We start from the raw sequence: 17,153 nt of genomic DNA on the forward strand, positions 1-17,153 counted from the left end.
TGAGATTTCCCATTCCGTTAAGGAAGTAAGACCCCACAGAGATGATGTGGTAGATAGGATGGAAGTGGAAGTGCAGTGATGCATGGAGCGGACCATTACTAATCGGTCGAGGACTTAACCAAGGAGAGCGGTTAGGTTTATTGAAGGGAATAGATATTGTTTAGTTTTGAGAGCACAAGCTCTCACCCGAAAGGGTAGTGTGGTGATGATGGCTTGAAGGATACACCTGTTCCCATGCCGAACACAGCAGTTAAGCTTCAACACGCCGAAAGTAGTTGGGGGATCGCTCCCTGCGAGGATAGGACGTTGCCACGCATTATTCCGGCATAGCTCAGTTGGTAGAGCACCTGACTGTTAATCAGGTTGTCGTCAGTTCGAGTCTGACTGCCGGAGTTGTTGAGGTGTTGACTGGTTTGAGTTAACATCTTTTCTTTTATGCCAACTTAGCTCAGTCGGTAGAGCATCTCCCTCGTAAAGAGAAGGTCGGAGGTTCGATTCCTCTAGTTGGCATTCTTTTTGTTTTAAAAGTAATTAGAAGCCTACGTAAAAGACTGCAGAAGCCTGTTACGTAGGCTTTTCTGGTATTTTGTGGACTAATGTGAATTGCTTTAAATCAATGTGAAATTTAATCTTAGACACAATTTCAGACACACAGAATTGAAAATTGTGTTTTGTGTGTCCAGAAAAAGTTTGGGAAGGGTTGTCCGATCGTTGATATATCAACGTTTGTTGACAATATTTTGTGTGTCTAAAATCATGATACTTTAATTTGCAGCAATTCAGTTTAATTCCAAATATTAGCTCAAAAGTAATGGCCACCGCTCAAATTTTTCAGAGCAGTGGCCGTTGCTTTATTCCAGATTCAGTTCATAGGCGAATCGCCAAGGGTCAACTTTATCAATAACCTTAATATCGCCTCGTTTTTGGAAAGCAAATTTGGCGCCGTGATGCTGAAGGGCGTGATTCAGCCGGAAGGTATCGAAGCGGATGTTCTTGACGCCGCGCTGAACGCTGTTTGAAATCAAGAAGGCCATGAAAAGGGTTGAGAGGTGCTGGCCGCTGAACTTGCTCCTGATGGCAATCCGATGAATTACCATGTAAGATGCGGAATCATTGTTCCACGTCCCGTGATAAATTTGCTGGTAGGTCGGCTCGGGGGAGTGGACTAGGGCTGCGTAACCGGCCACCTCCTGACCGACCATTAAAACGCAGCCAACGCCCTGCTTCAGGTCGGTTTCAATCTGCTGACGATCAGGGTGGCCGTCCTGCCACTGCGGACTGCCATCAGCTTTCAGCTTTGCCCGGGCCTCCGTGATTACCTGCCACACGGCGTCGAGGTCCTTTGCTTCCGCCTTTCTCATGTAAGTTACTGCCACTTTCATTACCTACTTTCCAAAATCAACCGGGTGGTACCGGTTAACAATTTCTTGAATTTCATTCATATCCCTGACCACCGTTGCCAGCTCGTCTGCCGACAGTGCGGCCAGGATCGTCTGCACCTGTTCATCCGAACTCTTGTTTACCTGGTCAACCACCTGCCGTCCCTGGGCCGTCAACGTTAGGATCTTGCTCCGCCGGTCCTGAGGGTCGACCGCGCTTTTCAGCCATTGCCGCCCCACCAGCTGCTTAATGGTTCGGCTGACGTAGCCCTTATCGAGGTTGAGAATTTTGACTAACTGATTGACCGTTCGGTAACCGTAGCTAATTTCTAGCATGATGCGCCCCTCCAAGAGCGTCGTCGTGGACCCCAGGTGGTGGTGGTCCATCAGATTCAGCTGGGTGGTGTAAAACCGGTTAAATTGACGGATTTGCGCTAGCTCTTCCTTCTTCATTTTTTTAGCTCACTTTCGAGAAAATGGTTGCTTTTGGCAACTAAAATGATTATACTCACTAAGGTAAATAAGTCAAGCAACGAAGAAAGGACCATCAACACTCAATGACACGACAGCACAAACTAATCCTCAGCATTATGATCATGGGGGCGTTTCTCGGTAACCTCTGCTCCAGCATGATGAACACGGCCATTCCGCAGCTCATGCACGCCTTTGCCATCAGCTCTGCCCGTGTCCAGTGGGTCAGCAATGGTTACATGCTAGCCAACGCCCTCATGATCCCGGTCAGCTCCTACTTGATCAAACGCTACTCCTACCGGCGTCTCTTCATCACTTTTGCCGCCATCTTCACGGTCGGAACGGTTATCGGCAGCCTGGCCACCAGTTTTACCGCCATCGTCGCCGGCCGAATGGTGCAGGCGATCGGTGCCGGGATCATGATGCCACTGGTCAACGTGATGGCAATTCACTACGCGACTGCGGGGCACCAGGGCCGGGTCATGGGAATCATCGGTCTGGCATTTAACTTCGCCCCGCTGCTTGGCCCCTCGGTCTCGGGACTCCTGCTTGACTACTTCAACTGGCGCTACCTCTTTATCCTGATCGTGCCCTTCGGATTGCTGACGATCATTCTCTCAATTATCTTTTTGCCAAGCGTCGCCAATTCCGTTCCGTGTTCGTTTAACCTCCGGGGACTGATCCTGTGCAGCTTCAGCCTCTTCTTTCTCCTTGAGGGCTGCTCCAACATCGGTAGCACATCCTTTTTGACCTGGCGGGTCGGCGGGATCCTCACTGCCGGTCTTCTCTTGCTGGCTCTCTTTGTAGCGACGCAATGGAATGCCGAGCGGCCCTTCGTCAATCTGCGGGTCTTTACGCACCGTGACTTCCGCATTGCCACCATTACCAATTGTCTCCTGGTGGCAACGATGTACGGTAACACCATTCTTTTGCCGCTGCTGGTGCAAAACGTCATGCACTACAGCCCTTTTATCTCCGGATTAGTAATTCTTCCCGGAGCGGTCTCAACTGGGATCCTGTCGCCGCTCAGTGGAAACCTTTTCGATCGGTTCCCGGTTCGCTGGCTGGTGACGACCGGATTGATCATTGACCTGATCGGGACGGCAATGCAGGCCTTTGTCGGGGTCCGCAGTGGGGTCGTCTTCGTGGCCTTCTGGCAGTGGATCCGTCAATTGGGGATCGTGCTTCTGCTGATTCCACTGCAAACCGAGGCCCTGTCGATCATTCCGAAAGAGGAGTTGCCGGACGGGGTGGCCCTCTTTAACACGACCCGGCAGGTTGCCGCCAGCTTCGGGATGGCCGTCGTGGTCGCGGTGGTCAATCTGCGAGACCGTGGCCTGCACCTGGGGACCTCACGGATCGGAATCCAAGCCGGCTTTTTGACCTGCTTTGCCATCCTCTTGCTCGCTCTTTTCCTCAGTCGTCACCTGGGCGCGGGCAGCCGGCAGGCCTATCTGAACACGGGTGATTAGAAATCGCTTTCAGCCAGTATGGTAAAATGGTGCTAACAATAATAATTAAGGTGGGATCAAGATGACTGAAAACTTCGATGAAATGCTTTTTTCGGGTAAAATCTACAATCCAGAAAATCCGGCGCTGCTCAAGGAACAGGGCGAAGCGGCCCGGTTGATGTATGAGTACAACGCCACGCGAGCCGATCAGGGTGAGCAGCGGGCGGCACTGTTGCCAAAACTACTGGCTGAATGTGGGGAAAGCTGCTACATTGAGGCGCCATTTTACGCCAATTGGGGTGGGCACCATGTCCACTTCGGCGACCACGTTTACGCCAACTTTCATCTGACGCTGGTCGACGATGGCGAAATCTTCGTCGGCAGTCACACCATGTTTGGACCCAACGTTACCCTGGTCACCGCGGCCCATCCGGTACTGCCGGAGCTACGGGAAAAGGGCTACCAGTACAATCTGCCGGTTCACATCGGCCAGAACTGCTGGTTCGGTGCTAACGTCACGGTCCTCCCCGGCGTGACGATCGGGGACAATTCCGTGATCGGTGCTGGCAGCGTGGTCACTAAGGACATTCCGGCCAATGTGGTGGCGGTGGACACGCCATGCCGCGTGATGCGCGAAATTGGCGAGCGCGACCGCCAATATTACCGGGGGATGCAGATTGACCCGGCGCTGTTGAAAAAAGTTGAAAAAGAGTAATTAAAGGCCCTTCTGACAGTCGCTGCTCGCTTAGTGCAGGCATTCTTCCGAAGGGCCTTTTCGTTTACATGAATCAATTCGTTAAATTCAGCAAATACAACAGCGAGTCACGGTCCGGGTAGTGGTATTCGACTGGCAGCTGCTCCTTGGTGATGCGGTGGAAACCGACCCGCTCGTAAAAGCGATGGGAGGCGTGGGCCACGGACGGGGTGTCGAGGATGAGTGTCGTGAAGCCGTGGTGCTTGGCGAATTCAAGCAGGTGCGAGTAGAGTTGGGAGCCGACGTGCCGCTTGCGGTAGGCTTGGCTGACGAAGAACTTCTTCAAAACGCCGCAGCCCTCACCCAGGTTCATCAGGGCGATCGTGCCGATAACCTGCTGGTGGTCGACGGCGACCCAGAATTCCCCGCCGCCCTGCTGGTAGCTGTGGGGGATGTCCTTTAAGTCCGGCTGCTCGTCTAATGACAGGTTGATCTTGGCCTCGTTATTTTGAATGCCCAGGATCAGATCGATTACCTGGTCTTGGTATTGGGGTTGGTATGTTGTGATTTCCATTTTGTCACGCTTCCTTTGCTATTCAGATTAGGTAGAGAACGATTAGGCCTAGTTTAGCACACGCCAATCGCCGCGCGGTATAATTGTTAAAAAGAGTCTTAAAATGAGCATGGGGGGATTTATATGGCAAAAGCACTCAGTAAGCGGGTTTCGCTGGTTGAATTGTTCTATGACCTGGTCTTCGTCTATATGGTCTCGCGGGCGACCGGTCTGATTCACCATCTGCACAACGGGGTAGTGAGCCTGCCGACGCTGGCGATCTTTTTCCTGGTCGTCATTGTTTTCATCAACTCCTGGATGGTGCAGATGGTCTTCACCAACCGGTACGGGCGCTCCTCGTGGACGAACATCATCTTTTCCTTCATCGACATGGCGATCGTTCTCTACATGTCCAACGCCTTCACCGCCACCTTTGACCGTCACCTGGCGACCTTCTTTATCGCGGCCGGTCTATTATCGTTGACCCTCTGCCTCCAGTACCTGATCACCTATTTTCAGGCTCACAAGGCCGCTGACAAGCGGATCGCCCGGGCTTTTTCCTGGATCCTAGGCTTTCGGACCGTTACCTTCTTGATCGGGGGCCTCTTTTACAACGCGGTTGGGATCACGATCGCCCTGGCCGGGATCATCATCAGCTGGATTGCACCCGGCTTCACGGGGCGCCACACCAAGCACCACCCGATCATCTTTTCCCACATGCTGGAGCGCTTGACCGCCCTGATCATCGTGATGTTTGGCGAAACGATCGTTGGGATTGCCGACTACTTCACCCAGGCGGCTTTCTCGATCCAATCTCTGTTGATTTTCATCATCGTGGTCGGCCTCTTTTTCACCTACATCGTTGAATTTGACCACCTAATCAATGAGCACCGGGAAGGAGAAACGGGGAACCTCCTGATTTACCTGCATTACTTCATTCTCTTCGGTTTGAGCCTGGTGACGGTGGCTCTGAAGTTTATCAACGAGCCGGAAGCCAATCAAATCTTCGCGATTAGCTTCCTCTACCTGGGAATGGCTCTTTTCTATCTGGGACTAGCGCTGGCCAACCATTACAATCACCGCCATCTGATTGTCACGACGCCGATTCGGATTTGTTTCGTGCTTTCGACCCTGGCTGGCTACGTCCTGTCGCTAATCTTTCCATCCTTTGCCACGGTCACGCTGGTAGCGGCGGTCGTGGTCGTCTTGAACGCCGGCGTTCTGGTCAACTTTTTGACCCGGCGGCAAGCGGCGCAACAATAGGTCAATTTCCCGCATAGCTGTGCGGGCTTTTTTATTTTCGAAATTTTGTTGACAAGCAACTATAATATGATATTATGTTGATAAGCAACAAAAACTGAAAGGAAATGAGAATAATGAGTACCTTATTAGTTATCCAAGCCCACCCGCACATTGAAAACAGTCTCTCCCTGACCGTTGGTGAACAATTCGTGAAATCCTACCAGCAGGCTCACCCGGACGACAATATCATCATTCGCGACCTCTACGCCAAGGAAGGGGTGCCGCCGTTGAACGACGTCACGATGGCGGCTTGGCGTAAGCAGAAGTTTGAGGAGCCAATGACCGACGAGGAAACGGCCCTGCTCAAGCGGCATGAAGAATGGCTGTACGAATTCATTAACGCCGACAAGTACGTTTTCATCAACCCGATGTACAACCACTTCCTGCCGGCCGAGATGAAGCAGTACCTTGACCTGACGGCGGTTGCGCACAAGGCCTTCAAGTACACGTCCAACGGTTCGGTTGGCCTGTTGCACAACAAGAAGGCCCTCCACATCCAGGCGGCTGGGAGCGAGTACCACAAGGGCGGTACCTGGGGAACCATTAAGTTCTTATTCAAGAAGGCCCTCCACATCAAGAGCAACCAAAGCTGCGCCCTCATGGACCTCGGGGACATGTACCTGACCAACATGATGAAGTTCTACGGCGTCAATGACGTTGAGAAGCTCTTCATCGAGGGTGCTGACGCCCACCGCGACCAGCGCCAGCAGATCCTAGACGCCGCCCTGGCCCAGGCTAAATCAATGGCCAAAAATTTCTGATATAATGACGGTAAAAAACGGTGAGGTCGACAAAATGAAGCAAGCAGCAGTAGACGAGATTACAGAATTGATTAAATCAATGCGCGCCAGCCATGGTAATCCACATGGTTCACAGGAGCAACGATGGATTACTGCTCATCTGAATGATGACGAATTGGCAGGAATCGTCGCCAACCTGTCAATTGTTGCCTTGCACATTCTGTCGGCGCTTGAAAAGGGTGAAATGACGGGAATTGAGTTGGCAGATTCGCTGTCGGTAACTCGCGGTGGTGTAAGCCGGGCAGCCAAGAAGCTGCTTCATTACGATCTGGTTAAGGCGGGCAAGCATCCCGATGACCAAAAAAAGATTTACTACTCGATTACGGCTCGCGGACAGAAAATGGCGCGAGTGCACGATCAGATGCATCTGGCAATAAAAAAAATGATCGCCGAAAAACTGGTTGCCAAGTATTCCGAACAGGAACTGACGATAGTGGCAGAATTTCTGAGGGACTTTAATCAGCTGGAGGGCGAATTTAATTAAGTACGAGCGTTTCGGGAAATCGTCTCATTGGCGTGGGTTCCGAAACGCTTTTTTGATTAATTTGGCTGGTGACAAGTCGTTTTACAACAATCGAAATTGTGTCAATGTTACTATAAAAAAGTAGGTAAAAGGAGGAACCAGTATGACAGATTTAAAGCAGCCACTTACGTTTCGGCATGGAGCAACAGTTCGTAACCGATTTGTGGAGGCCCCGATGTTAACCAGCAGCGGTAACGCCGGGTTTGCTACCCAGGATACCATCGACTACTATCGGGCCCGTTCCAAAGCCGGTGGGATGATAATCACCGGTTACACTTACGTGAGCGAAAATGGGGGGCCATCAGATACTTGGCGTGATGATCAGACTCAACTGGCAATTTATGATGATAAATTTGTTCCGCAATTGACCAAGGTAGCTCAGGCAATTAAGCAGGATGGCAACAAGGCAATTCTACAGATTGTTCACACGGGACGGTGGGCTAGCTTTCAGGCAATGCAGGGGAAACCGGTTTATGGCCCAAGTGCCATTCCTACCCCTTCTTACCCAGTTTTGGAGTTGACGGATACCCAGATTCGGAAAATTATTAGTGATTTTGGTGCAGCCACGAAGCGTGCAATTGCCGCCGGTTTTGACGGAGTCGAGATCCATGGCGCAAATCATTTTCTTAACCAGCAATTCTTTTCCAAGTACTTTAATCGACGGACGGATCACTGGGGTGGCAGCCTGGAGAAGCGGATGAATTTTCCATTAGCTGTGGTAAAAGCCGTTACTGACGTTGTCAAGCAGTTGGCACCGAAGAACTTTATTGTTGGCTACCGCATTTCACCCGAAGAAATCCATAGGCATAACGGTTACACCTGGCGAGAATCGACTCAGCTCATTGACCAAATTACCCAAAAATTTGCACTAGACTACATTCACTTATCGATGGCCCGTTATGATCAGCGCCCGGCTAACCCACAGGATGCCGACAAGACTTTGGCTGAACTCTTCCAACCGGTTCTCAATGGCGCCAAGGAAATCGCTGTTGGTGGCGTGAACAGCCAGGCAACGGCTGAAGCCGCAAGTCAGCTGGCCGACTTGGTGGCGGTGGCGACTGAAAACCTGATTGACCCCTTGTTTGCGGATAAGGTTTTGCGAGGCGCGGATGATCAGGTGGTACGTCAGATGACGGTAAGCCAGCTGAAAGCCGCTCATTTAACACCGGGACTGATTGAACGTTATTTCAGACGATGAAAAAGAACCACTCTTTGCCTGTCATGGCTTGAGTGGTTCTTTGCTGTCTTTACTTAAAGAGTTTTTGCATCTGTGAATCGGTCAGGTCAAATTGATGCTGAACTTTAGATTTTAATTGTTCTTCTGGCAGACCAGCTTCACGCAGTAGGGAGATTGTGCCACGAATCGTTTCCATTTTTCCGGTAGTAATTCCCTTTTTCTCTCCAAGAGCCAGGCCCTCTTTTTTGCCTAGAGCAATCCCAGCTTTTTCGCCTTCTTTTCGACCTTCTTCACGGACGTCTTCGTCATGGAACATCATGTGGGTCTTGTTATCCATGTAGTCATTCCTCCATTCCGTGTTTTTGCTAGCTATTGCATCTATCATCTAGCCTATTCAAATAACTTTTGCATCTGTGAATCAGTCAAATTAAATTGCCGTTGAACTTTAGACTTTAGTTGCTCTTCCGGCAGGCCAGCTTCACGCAGTAGAGAAATGGTGCCGCGAACTGTCTCCATTTTACCTGTTGCAATTCCTTCCTTTCGGCCTTCTTCACGGACATCTTCATCATGGAACATCATGTGGGTTTTGTTATCCATGTAATCATTCCTCCATTCCGTGTTTTTGCTTAAATTCTGGATGTAATCTTTCAACTCATCGACGTACTCATCGTTTTCTACATCCTTATTATCCACGTAATCGAGGAAGTTGCGCAAGTCTTTACTAACATCATCTTCAGTACCCTTAGTGTTCAGGAAAATCGCCGTGCGACCGTCGCCTAATTCCAGCGATTTATCCTGCTTGCAGTAGCTTAAAAAGTCATACCGGTGTAACCCCAGGCCAAAGGGATCGAAGGGACAGATAAAAATCACGAAGGACCGCCGCAATGCCGCGTACTTCTGACCGTGCTTTAACATCTCACTGTCGATTCGGCCCTGGTAATAGCGCACCCGCTGCGGCAGGCCGCGCGTGTGGCGGACCTGCATGTCGATCTCGTAGACAACGCCGTCCTGGTCCTTTGTGTAAACATCAAAGCGGACACCGTGGCTGAACTGGGTCTCCTGGATTGTCTTTTGGACCGTCGGAAACTCAATCCTCTCGATTTTTACTTCGGGCAGGATCAGCTGGATCAACTGCTGGCACAGTTTCTTGTTACTCATCACGCTGCCGAAAACAAAGTCATCCTGAATGCTAATTTCGTTGTTCATTTTGGTCACCTCGTATTTATTGCTCTAATTAATAAATACGTAAAAAATTGCCAAACGAATCAAAGAATTTAGCATGACTAGAACAGAACGGGAACACCAGCCGACAAGCCGGTATTCCCGTTTTGTTGTTTATTCTTGGAAAGCTAGTCCGCCGTGACTGACGATTGTCTCCGGTGTCAGGCTGATTGCCGTTTTCGGCAGCAGGTCTTCGTGCCGCTCGGCAGCTACAGCGGTCCGGTAGTTGGTCAAAATCACTAATCGTTGCGGGTCGTCCTGGTCACGGCCAATCAGGCAGGCCAGGAAGTCCGAATCCTGCTGAATTGCCTGTTGAAGCTTCGGGAAGACGGTGGTTTTCAGCTTGGCCAGCTGTTGGTCGTCAACGGTTAGCTGGCGCAATTTCACCACGGAGCGGCCGGCCAAAACGATGAAACTAGTTGGCTGCTCGAACAGGAAAAGCGGCTTCAACTGGGTGATGGCCCGCTTTTTGATCGTTTCCTTGGCCATGGCTGAAAATTCCTGAAACTGCGGAGAGTGGGCATGGACCTGGTAGGCCGCATCGTCCGCGTAGACTTCGAAGATATAGTTGTCCGTGCCCTGCGCGTCGGCGTGGGTCGAGTACATGGTCAGGGTTCCCGCTTCGTCTTGCAGCGAGGTCAGGAGGTTGTGCTGGCCGACCCGGTTAAATTGGCTTCGGTCCGCCGCGTCGATTCCTAAGTTAAACATCCGAAAAATCATTTGATATTCGCCACCAATCTTTGATAATTTGCTTTATTAATTGCTTCCTGTGCTTGGGGAGCCAGCTTTAACTGGGCGAGGGCCCGGATAATCGCTCGGGTCGCCCCCGCCGGCGCCTCACCGAACGGGGCGTCGGTGCCGAACAGAACGTGGCCGGGTCCAAAGTAATCCAGTGTCAGGCGCAGTGCCGGCGCGTTGCCGAGCAGGGCGGTGTCGACGTAGAACTTCTTAAAGTCCGCGGCCTGCTGGGGCGAGAGAATGTGAGTGATTCGCTCAGCAAAGAAGGGCACCATTGCTCCCGCGTGGTGCACGATTAGCTTGATTTCCGGCCAGCGCTCGAACAAGCCGGCCTGAACCAGCTGGAGCATTGCCTGGGAAAGCTCGTACTCCCAGCTGAAGACCAGGTTGTTGTCCGGCTTGCGCGAATCGAAGACCGGGTGTAAGAGAACCAGCAACCCGCGTTTAGCGGCGGCCGCCAAGACCGGAGCAAAGGCCGGATCGGCGATACTCTTGCCCAGCGCCCGGGTGAAGACCTGGATGCCCACCAGGTTGTCCGGCAGGCCGTTGATTATCTCCACTGCCGCCGAAACGTTATTCATCGGAACCATCGCAATCCCGGCGGCAAACATCTCCGGATACCGGTCGACTAGTTCGCTGATTTCCAGATTGGCCTGTCGACACAGGTCCGCTGCCTGGGTGGGAGTGGTGAAGTCCTCGGGATTGATGTTGACCGCGGAGATCACCTGCTTGGTCTCGCCGTCAAAGTGTTGCCAGCGCAGGTCCATATCGGATAAAGCCGCAATGTTGATGAAGGGGAAACGCTGGGGAATCTCCGGCGCAATTTTCAACATCGTCTGGTAAAACTTGGGTGGCAGAACGTGGGCAAAAACATCAATACGATTTATCATTTATCATTCACCTCGGTTTAGTTTTCGTTGGCTCCCGGACGGCTGCCGCTGACGATTGCTTTGATAGCGACTGGGTCCTATGGGTCGAAAAAGTCGCTTTCGTGGTGGTCCAGGGTTGCAATTTGGCCCATCTCGGCAGTCGTCAGCCGGAAGTCAAAGATTGCAAAGCTTTCAGCAATCCGAGCCGGATGGACGCTCTTGGGAATTGCCACGACGCCGCGTTGGGTCAGCCAGCGCAGGATGACTTGGCCGACCGTCTTGTGGTGGTTGGCGGCAATCTCAGCAAGGACGGGATTGGTAAAGATTTTCCGCTTGCCCTCCGCAAAGGGTGCCCAGGCCTCGGTTTGAATTTGATTGCTCTGGTTAAATTGTAAGGCCGCGGCGCGCTGATTCCAAGGATTGACCTCCAATTGATTGATTGCCGGCTTGATGTTGGTGAAGAGCATCAGGTTGGTCAGCTGGGCGGGAGTAAAATTCGAGACACCGATTGCCCGGATCTTGCCGGCCTGGACCGCGTCCTCCATGGCCCGCCAGGCGTTAAAGGTGTCGCCAAAAGGCATGTGGATCAGGTAGAGGTCGAGATAGTCGGTTCCAAGCTGGTATAACGAGTCGTCGATGGCCTTGGCTGGGTCTGTACCCAGGGTATTGGTAACCCAGAGCTTGGAGGTAATAAAAAACTGGTCACGTGGAAGTCCGCTTTCCCGAATTGCTTGACCGACCGCGGCTTCGTTGCCATAGGCCTGGGCGGTGTCGAAAAGCCGGTAGCCAGCGTGGATAGCACTGCTGACGACCTGGCGACATGTCGCGAGGTCGTCTACCTGGAAGACGCCAAAGCCCAACATTGGCATTGAAATTCCGCTGTTTAATTTGACCGTTTCCATCATTACAAACCTCCCTACTTAACCTTGGTAACCGAGCCAGCTGGACGTTCCCCGGTCGAGGCCGCGCAGTTCCTCCATCTCCGCCGGGGTGAGCGCGAAGTCGAAGAGATCAATATTTTCTCGAATGTGCCGGGGGTTGGTGGAGCCCGGGATCGTCATGAAGCCGGACTGTACCAGAAACTTCAGCATAATCTGGGCGACCGACTTCTGATACTTCTGGGCTAGCTGGATCAGAACGGGATCGGCAAACATCGGGTTGGGGCCCTCGCCCAGTGGTGCGTAGGCCTCCTGAATGATGCCGTACTGCTTCATAAACTGGGTCAAGGGTTTATCCTGAGTATAAACGTTAGTCTCGATTTGGTTGACTGCCGGCAAGACTGCAAAGTGATCGATGACGCGCTTCATATCCCGATTGTCAAAGTTGGAAACGCCGATCGCCCGCAGCTTGCCTTCCTGGTAAGCCTCCTCTAGGGCCTGGTAGGTGCCCATGTAGTCGGGCATCGGAAAGTGGACCAGCATCAGATCGAAGTAGTCCTGGTGGGCCACCCGCAGCGATTCCTCAATGCTGCGCTTGGTGGCCGCATAGCCCCCGGTCCGGGCCTTGGTAGTTAGGAAGAACTGGTCGCGGGGAATCCCGCTGTTATTAATGGCTTCCCCGACCTGGGCTTCGTTTTGGTAGTACTGGGCGGTATCGAAAAGCCGGTAACCGGCCCTAATTGCCTCGGTGACGTACTTGGCCGTGACCCGCGGGCTGATCCGGTAGGTCCCGAATCCCAGGATGGGGGCCGTGATGCCGTTATTGAATTGAACAGTTTCCATCAAAATCGCTCCTTTACTAATTTACCCTTATGGTAGGAAAAATTCGCCGATTGGTAAAAGACCGAGTTTGCATACTAACTGATAGGCTGGTTGAATATATAGCTAATCTGGATAGTAAATGATGATCAATAGATATTTTACAGAGAAAGCACGACCGCCTATACTAAGGACAATCAATTCAGAGAAGGGAAGAATGACAGATGTATATTATCAATATTCAATTAGACCGCTCCCAGCAGTTCGGCGATGACAAGCTTGCCCAGCACCGGGCCTGGTTTACCCGTCATTTTGAAGCGGGCGATTTCCTGATCGTCGGGCCGTCGAAGACCCATCCGATGAGTGGGGTGGTAATTGCCCAGGCAAAATCCAGGGAAGCGCTGGACAAGGTTCTGGCTGAGGACGCCTTTTACCCGGATGGGGCCAGCTATGATGTCAATGAAATTGCGGCGCACATGGTTGCGGACAACATTCCAGATTACCGCGAATAGGAGGAATGATCATGGTGAAATTAAACGATGGACAAACGATGCCGGCGATTGGCTTTGGAGCCATGATCTATAGCGCAGCGGCGGCCAAACGCGCCGTCGCCACGGCCCTGACGAGTGGCTACCGGCTGATCGACACGGCGGAAACGTACGGCAACGAGGCGGCGGTCGGCAGTGCCATCAACGAGAGCAGCGTGCCCCGTGACCAGATTTTCCTAACCACCAAGCTGTGGCCGAACAGTCGGACCAACTACAAGTCCACCACCCGCCAGTTCAAACAGTCGCTACGGCGTTTGGGCCAGGACTACGTTGATCTCTACCTGATTCACGAACCGTACGGCGACATCAATGAGGAATGGCGGGCGCTGGAGGACCTTCAGGCAGCCGGGCTGGTTAAGTCGATCGGTGTCTCCAACTTCAATGCCCAGCAGCTGGAACAGGTAATGACGACAGCAAAGGTGACGCCGGCCGTCGACCAGATCGAAAGCCATCCCTGGTACAACGAAAACGAGTTGGTCTCCTACTGTCGTGAGCATGGGATCGTGCCCGAAGCCTGGTCAGCCCTGGCGGAGGGGAGAAACAACATTTTCCATCAGCCGATCCTGACCGCCATTGCCCAACGTCATGGCAAGTCGGTCGCCCAGGTCATCCTGCGCTGGGATGTCCAGCGGGGACTGGTGCCACTGGCAAAGTCGGAGAACCCGGCACGAATTGCGGAAAATCAGGACATCTTCGACTTTTCGCTGACTGCCGACGAGATTGAACAGATCAACCAGCTGGATACCGGGGTCAGCCTCTATCCGGGATACTAAAGACTAATAAAAGGCGGAAACCGTAGCTGAATTGCGGTTTCCGCCTTTTATCATTGTTCAGATAATTGTGAGCGCAAGTGGTTGACCAGCCGTTGTGCCGGTTCACTGAGGGAGACGCCCTTGCGCCAGATCATGTAGTGATCGAGGTGGCGCTCCGGAGTCAGGGGGATGAAGGTCAGGTGAGCCTTGGCCGGCAGGGGGGCGTTCTTGATGCAGATCAAATCACCAACCCCGGCCGCGGCCAGGTAGGTGGCGTTGGTCAGCAGGTTGTACTCGCCCACGACCTGAATCTCATTGCCATCCGCGGTCAGCCAGTCACTGATTTCGTCGTGGACCAGCGAACGGTGGGGGATGATCAGCGGGCGGCCCTTCAGCTCGCTGATGTCGACCGCCTCGCGTCCCCGAAAGCTGCTGTCGGCGTTGACCGCGATTCCCCAACGGTCACTCACCGGCAGCTGACGGTAGTTGTACTTGGCGGCGTTGATTGGCGTGGAGACGATTCCGATTTCGAGGGCACTCCGGTCGAGCTGGTCCTTAATTGACTCCCCGTCGGCGTCGTACATGTTCAACCGCACTTGGGGATACTGCTGCTGAAACTCGTGCAGGACCGGGATTAGGAAATTAGTGACTGAAGATTCGACGCAGCCAATCCCCACGCTGCCGGTTAATTCATCGTTGTTGAGGTCGGCGACGGCCTGGTTGGCACGGTCGAGTTCGGCCAGAATCTGCTGGACCCGGATTTGATACGCCAGGCCGGCCTTGGTCAGGACCATCCGGCGGCGTTCCCGGATGAAGAGCGGGGTGCCAAGCTGTTCTTCAAGCTGCTGGAGCTGCCGACTCATCGTAGGCTGGGCGACGTGCAGCGTGCGCGCGGCCGCAGAGATGGTACCGAGCTTAGCGATTGTTAAAAAGTAACGAAGAATCCGGGTTTCCATAGTCTTCCTCCTAGTATTCATTTTGGGTAACGATTTATATACATTATAAATCTTTTACATATATAAAGAAACTAATTAGAATAAGATTTGCGATGAAGGGAGGGATGCCAGTGACAGCTACGATTCAGTTGAATAATGGAATTGAAATTCCGCGGGAAGGGCTGGGTACCTACCAGCTAAAGGATCTGACTGAATGCAAGCGCGTTGTGCTGGACGCCTTAGAGAATGGTTACCGGCTGATCGATACGGCCCAGGTATACCACAACGAGGCGGCGGTTGGCGCGGCAATTCGCGAGAGCGCGGTTGCCCGCGAGCAGGTCTTCGTGACGACCAAGGTTTGGCTGCCGTTCTATGGGGGCCAAGCGACGATTGACGCGGTGAAGCGCTCACTTTCGCGCATGGGCCTCGACTATCTCGACCTGGTGCTGCTGCACGAACCCTATGGTGACTATTACGGTGCTTACCGCGCACTGGAAAGGCTGCAACAAGAGGGGCTGGTTCGGGCGATTGGCGTGTCCAATTTCGATGCGAGCCAGCTTCTCGACCTCAGCCACCACGCTGAAATTCCGCCGGCAGTCAACCAAGTCGAGCTCAACGTCTACCAGCAGCAGGTGCCCCTGCGGCGTTTCCAGCGAGCCAATCAAATTGCACTGGAGGCCTGGGCACCCTTAGGAGAAGTCCAGGAGCCAATCCTCCGAGAACCGCTTGTCCACCAGCTGGCCACCAAGTATCACAAGACGCCCGGCCAGATTCTCCTGCGCTTCCTTACCCAACAGGGAGCGATCGTGATTCCCAAGGCCGCCCAGCACCAGCACCTGATGGACAACATCCGCATTTGGGACTTTACCATGACGCCGGGCGAACTCGGCATGCTGGCCAAGCTTGATAAGGGGCGCTGGTTGTCACCGGACCGGCGTGCACTGACGACCACCCAGCACTACATGGACTTGATTGATCAAACGAAGAATCAGCAAAGGAGACTTTAATTAAATGAAGACGATTGAATTAGCAAATGGAGTCAAGATGCCGATGACCGGCTTCGGCGTTTACCGGATTAAGCCGGGGGAAGACACCAAGCAGGCCGTCCTGGACGCATTGAAGAACGGCTACCGTGCAATCGATACCGCGGCCGCCTACATGAACGAGGGCGACGTGGCCGCCGCCATTAAGGAGAGTGGTGTGCCACGTGACCAGGTCTTCGTCACCTCGAAGCTCTGGCTGCAGGACTACGGCGAAGAGGCCGCCCAAAAGGAAATTAACCGGGTCCTGGCGGCAACTGGACTGGACTACTTCGACCTCTACCTGCTTCACCAGCCGTTGGCGGATTACTACGGTACCTGGCGGGGGCTCGAGCAGGCCTACCGGGATGGCAAGCTGAAGGCCATCGGGGTAGCCAACTTCACGCCCGGCGTGGTGCTTGATCTGATGATGAACAACGAGATTGCGCCAATGGTCGACCAGATTGAGCTCCATCCTTACTACCAGCAAGCCGAAAACGTCAAGTGGCTCCAGGATCACCAGATCGTGGTTGAATCCTGGGGACCCTTCGTCAATGGCCAGGGTGGCATCTTTACCAATCCGGTCCTGACCAAGATTGCGGCGGCCCACGACAAGACCGTTGCCCAGATCATCCTGGCCTGGCTGCTTCAACGCAACATTGTGATCATTCCCAAGTCAGTCCACGAAGCGCGGATGCAACAGAACCTGGGCAGCGAAGACATTCAACTAACGGCTGACGAAATGAAGGCAATTGCCGGTCTCGACCAGGGGCACTCCGCCTTTGATTGGAATATCATGGATAATTTCAACAACCCGGCGATGATCAAAGTGTTGAACGACGCACGGGTGCACGATTAAAATAACGGTAGAGGAGGTAATATTTATGAAGACAGTTGTATTAGGCAGATTGCAAGAAATAACTTGAACGAATTTAATGACGTAAATTAAGCAGGAAGATCTCGATTGGTGTGCGCCAGTTAAGACATTTAAGTGGCCGGGAATTCAGATACCAATTGATTTGAA

General features: G+C 52.8%; 20 protein-coding genes, 2 tRNA genes and 2 rRNA genes. 14 read left to right on the forward strand and 10 right to left on the reverse strand.

Annotated elements, in window-relative coordinates; translation table 11 throughout:
- The 4 genes from OCT58_RS07860 to OCT58_RS07875 form a co-directional block, all read left to right on the forward strand.
- Positions 1-122 (forward strand): 23S ribosomal RNA (locus OCT58_RS07860); the annotation flags it as partial.
- A 76-nt stretch (positions 123-198) separates the two neighbouring features.
- Positions 199-315, forward strand: a 5S ribosomal RNA gene (gene rrf, locus OCT58_RS07865).
- Positions 316-320: 5 nt separating this feature from the next.
- Positions 321-393, forward strand: a tRNA-Asn gene (locus OCT58_RS07870).
- A 44-nt stretch (positions 394-437) separates the two neighbouring features.
- Positions 438-510 (forward strand) — tRNA-Thr (locus OCT58_RS07875).
- Between the two features lie 341 nt (positions 511-851).
- Here the strand turns inward: OCT58_RS07875 and OCT58_RS07880 are convergent.
- A complete protein-coding gene (locus OCT58_RS07880; protein WP_267202325.1) occupies positions 852-1,376 on the reverse strand; it encodes a GNAT family N-acetyltransferase in 525 nt (174 codons plus the stop codon).
- Positions 1,377-1,385: 9 nt separating this feature from the next.
- Positions 1,386-1,832: a MarR family winged helix-turn-helix transcriptional regulator gene (locus OCT58_RS07885; protein WP_267202326.1), complete on the reverse strand. Its 447-nt coding sequence runs from the start codon at positions 1,830-1,832 to the stop codon at positions 1,386-1,388.
- A 104-nt stretch (positions 1,833-1,936) separates the two neighbouring features.
- Here OCT58_RS07885 and OCT58_RS07890 point away from each other — a divergent pair, with 104 nt between their 5' ends.
- Both OCT58_RS07890 and OCT58_RS07895 read left to right on the forward strand, forming a co-directional pair.
- Positions 1,937-3,322, forward strand: coding sequence for an MDR family MFS transporter (locus OCT58_RS07890; protein WP_267202327.1), 1,386 nt, complete (start codon positions 1,937-1,939; stop codon positions 3,320-3,322).
- 61 nt (positions 3,323-3,383) lie between these two features.
- Entirely contained in the window at positions 3,384-4,016 is a 633-nt protein-coding gene (locus OCT58_RS07895; protein ID WP_267202328.1) for a sugar O-acetyltransferase, read from the forward strand.
- Positions 4,017-4,089: 73 nt separating this feature from the next.
- Here OCT58_RS07895 and OCT58_RS07900 read toward each other — a convergent pair whose 3' ends face one another.
- Positions 4,090-4,569 (reverse strand): GNAT family N-acetyltransferase, encoded by a 480-nt coding sequence (locus OCT58_RS07900; RefSeq protein ID WP_267202329.1) that lies wholly within the window; start codon positions 4,567-4,569, stop codon positions 4,090-4,092.
- A gap of 123 nt (positions 4,570-4,692) precedes the next feature.
- Between OCT58_RS07900 and OCT58_RS07905 the strand changes: the two genes are divergently transcribed.
- From OCT58_RS07905 to OCT58_RS07920, 4 genes are all read left to right on the forward strand, one after another.
- Positions 4,693-5,811, forward strand: coding sequence for a low temperature requirement protein A (locus OCT58_RS07905; protein WP_267202330.1), 1,119 nt, complete (start codon positions 4,693-4,695; stop codon positions 5,809-5,811).
- Between the two features lie 113 nt (positions 5,812-5,924).
- Positions 5,925-6,611, forward strand: coding sequence for an FMN-dependent NADH-azoreductase (locus tag OCT58_RS07910; RefSeq protein ID WP_267202331.1), 687 nt, complete (start codon positions 5,925-5,927; stop codon positions 6,609-6,611).
- 34 nt (positions 6,612-6,645) lie between these two features.
- A complete protein-coding gene (locus OCT58_RS07915) occupies positions 6,646-7,134 on the forward strand; it encodes a MarR family winged helix-turn-helix transcriptional regulator (protein ID WP_267202332.1) in 489 nt (162 codons plus the stop codon).
- Between the two features lie 142 nt (positions 7,135-7,276).
- A complete protein-coding gene (locus OCT58_RS07920; RefSeq protein WP_267202333.1) occupies positions 7,277-8,371 on the forward strand; it encodes an oxidoreductase in 1,095 nt (364 codons plus the stop codon).
- A 49-nt stretch (positions 8,372-8,420) separates the two neighbouring features.
- Here OCT58_RS07920 and OCT58_RS07925 read toward each other — a convergent pair whose 3' ends face one another.
- The 6 genes from OCT58_RS07925 to OCT58_RS07950 all read right to left on the reverse strand — a co-directional run bounded on the left by OCT58_RS07925 (position 8,421) and on the right by OCT58_RS07950 (position 12,899).
- Entirely contained in the window at positions 8,421-8,687 is a 267-nt protein-coding gene (locus OCT58_RS07925) for a FliH/SctL family protein (RefSeq protein ID WP_267202334.1), read from the reverse strand.
- A 53-nt stretch (positions 8,688-8,740) separates the two neighbouring features.
- The gene (locus tag OCT58_RS07930; protein ID WP_267202335.1) at positions 8,741-9,556 is read right to left on the reverse strand and encodes an Rpn family recombination-promoting nuclease/putative transposase; all 816 of its coding nucleotides are present in this window, start codon (positions 9,554-9,556) and stop codon (positions 8,741-8,743) included.
- A gap of 129 nt (positions 9,557-9,685) precedes the next feature.
- On the reverse strand, positions 9,686-10,291 hold the full coding sequence (locus tag OCT58_RS07935) for a putative quinol monooxygenase (RefSeq protein WP_267202336.1): 606 nt from the start codon (positions 10,289-10,291) through the stop codon (positions 9,686-9,688).
- Positions 10,288-11,199: an amidohydrolase family protein gene (locus tag OCT58_RS07940; protein ID WP_267202337.1), complete on the reverse strand. Its 912-nt coding sequence runs from the start codon at positions 11,197-11,199 to the stop codon at positions 10,288-10,290. The genes OCT58_RS07935 and OCT58_RS07940 overlap by 4 nt, the downstream gene beginning before the upstream one ends.
- Positions 11,200-11,276: 77 nt before the next feature.
- Complete coding sequence (locus OCT58_RS07945) at positions 11,277-12,083, reverse strand: aldo/keto reductase (RefSeq protein ID WP_267202338.1); 807 nt, start codon at positions 12,081-12,083, stop codon at positions 11,277-11,279.
- Positions 12,084-12,098: 15 nt separating this feature from the next.
- Positions 12,099-12,899, reverse strand: coding sequence for an aldo/keto reductase (locus tag OCT58_RS07950; protein ID WP_267202339.1), 801 nt, complete (start codon positions 12,897-12,899; stop codon positions 12,099-12,101).
- 200 nt (positions 12,900-13,099) lie between these two features.
- Here OCT58_RS07950 and OCT58_RS07955 point away from each other — a divergent pair, with 200 nt between their 5' ends.
- The gene (locus OCT58_RS07955) at positions 13,100-13,387 is read left to right on the forward strand and encodes a YciI family protein (RefSeq protein ID WP_267202340.1); all 288 of its coding nucleotides are present in this window, start codon (positions 13,100-13,102) and stop codon (positions 13,385-13,387) included.
- Between the two features lie 11 nt (positions 13,388-13,398).
- Positions 13,399-14,196, forward strand: coding sequence for an aldo/keto reductase (locus OCT58_RS07960; RefSeq protein WP_267202341.1), 798 nt, complete (start codon positions 13,399-13,401; stop codon positions 14,194-14,196).
- A gap of 50 nt (positions 14,197-14,246) precedes the next feature.
- Here OCT58_RS07960 and OCT58_RS07965 read toward each other — a convergent pair whose 3' ends face one another.
- Positions 14,247-15,131: a LysR family transcriptional regulator gene (locus OCT58_RS07965; protein WP_267202342.1), complete on the reverse strand. Its 885-nt coding sequence runs from the start codon at positions 15,129-15,131 to the stop codon at positions 14,247-14,249.
- Between the two features lie 110 nt (positions 15,132-15,241).
- Between OCT58_RS07965 and OCT58_RS07970 the strand changes: the two genes are divergently transcribed.
- Positions 15,242-16,117, forward strand: coding sequence for an aldo/keto reductase (locus tag OCT58_RS07970; protein ID WP_267202343.1), 876 nt, complete (start codon positions 15,242-15,244; stop codon positions 16,115-16,117).
- A gap of 4 nt (positions 16,118-16,121) precedes the next feature.
- Complete coding sequence (locus OCT58_RS07975) at positions 16,122-16,988, forward strand: aldo/keto reductase (RefSeq protein WP_267202344.1); 867 nt, start codon at positions 16,122-16,124, stop codon at positions 16,986-16,988.
- Positions 16,989-17,153 lie beyond the last annotated feature (165 nt).

The sequence above is a fragment of the Limosilactobacillus kribbianus genome (assembly GCF_026413145.1).
Taxonomy (GTDB): Bacteria; Bacillota; Bacilli; order Lactobacillales; family Lactobacillaceae; genus Limosilactobacillus; species Limosilactobacillus kribbianus.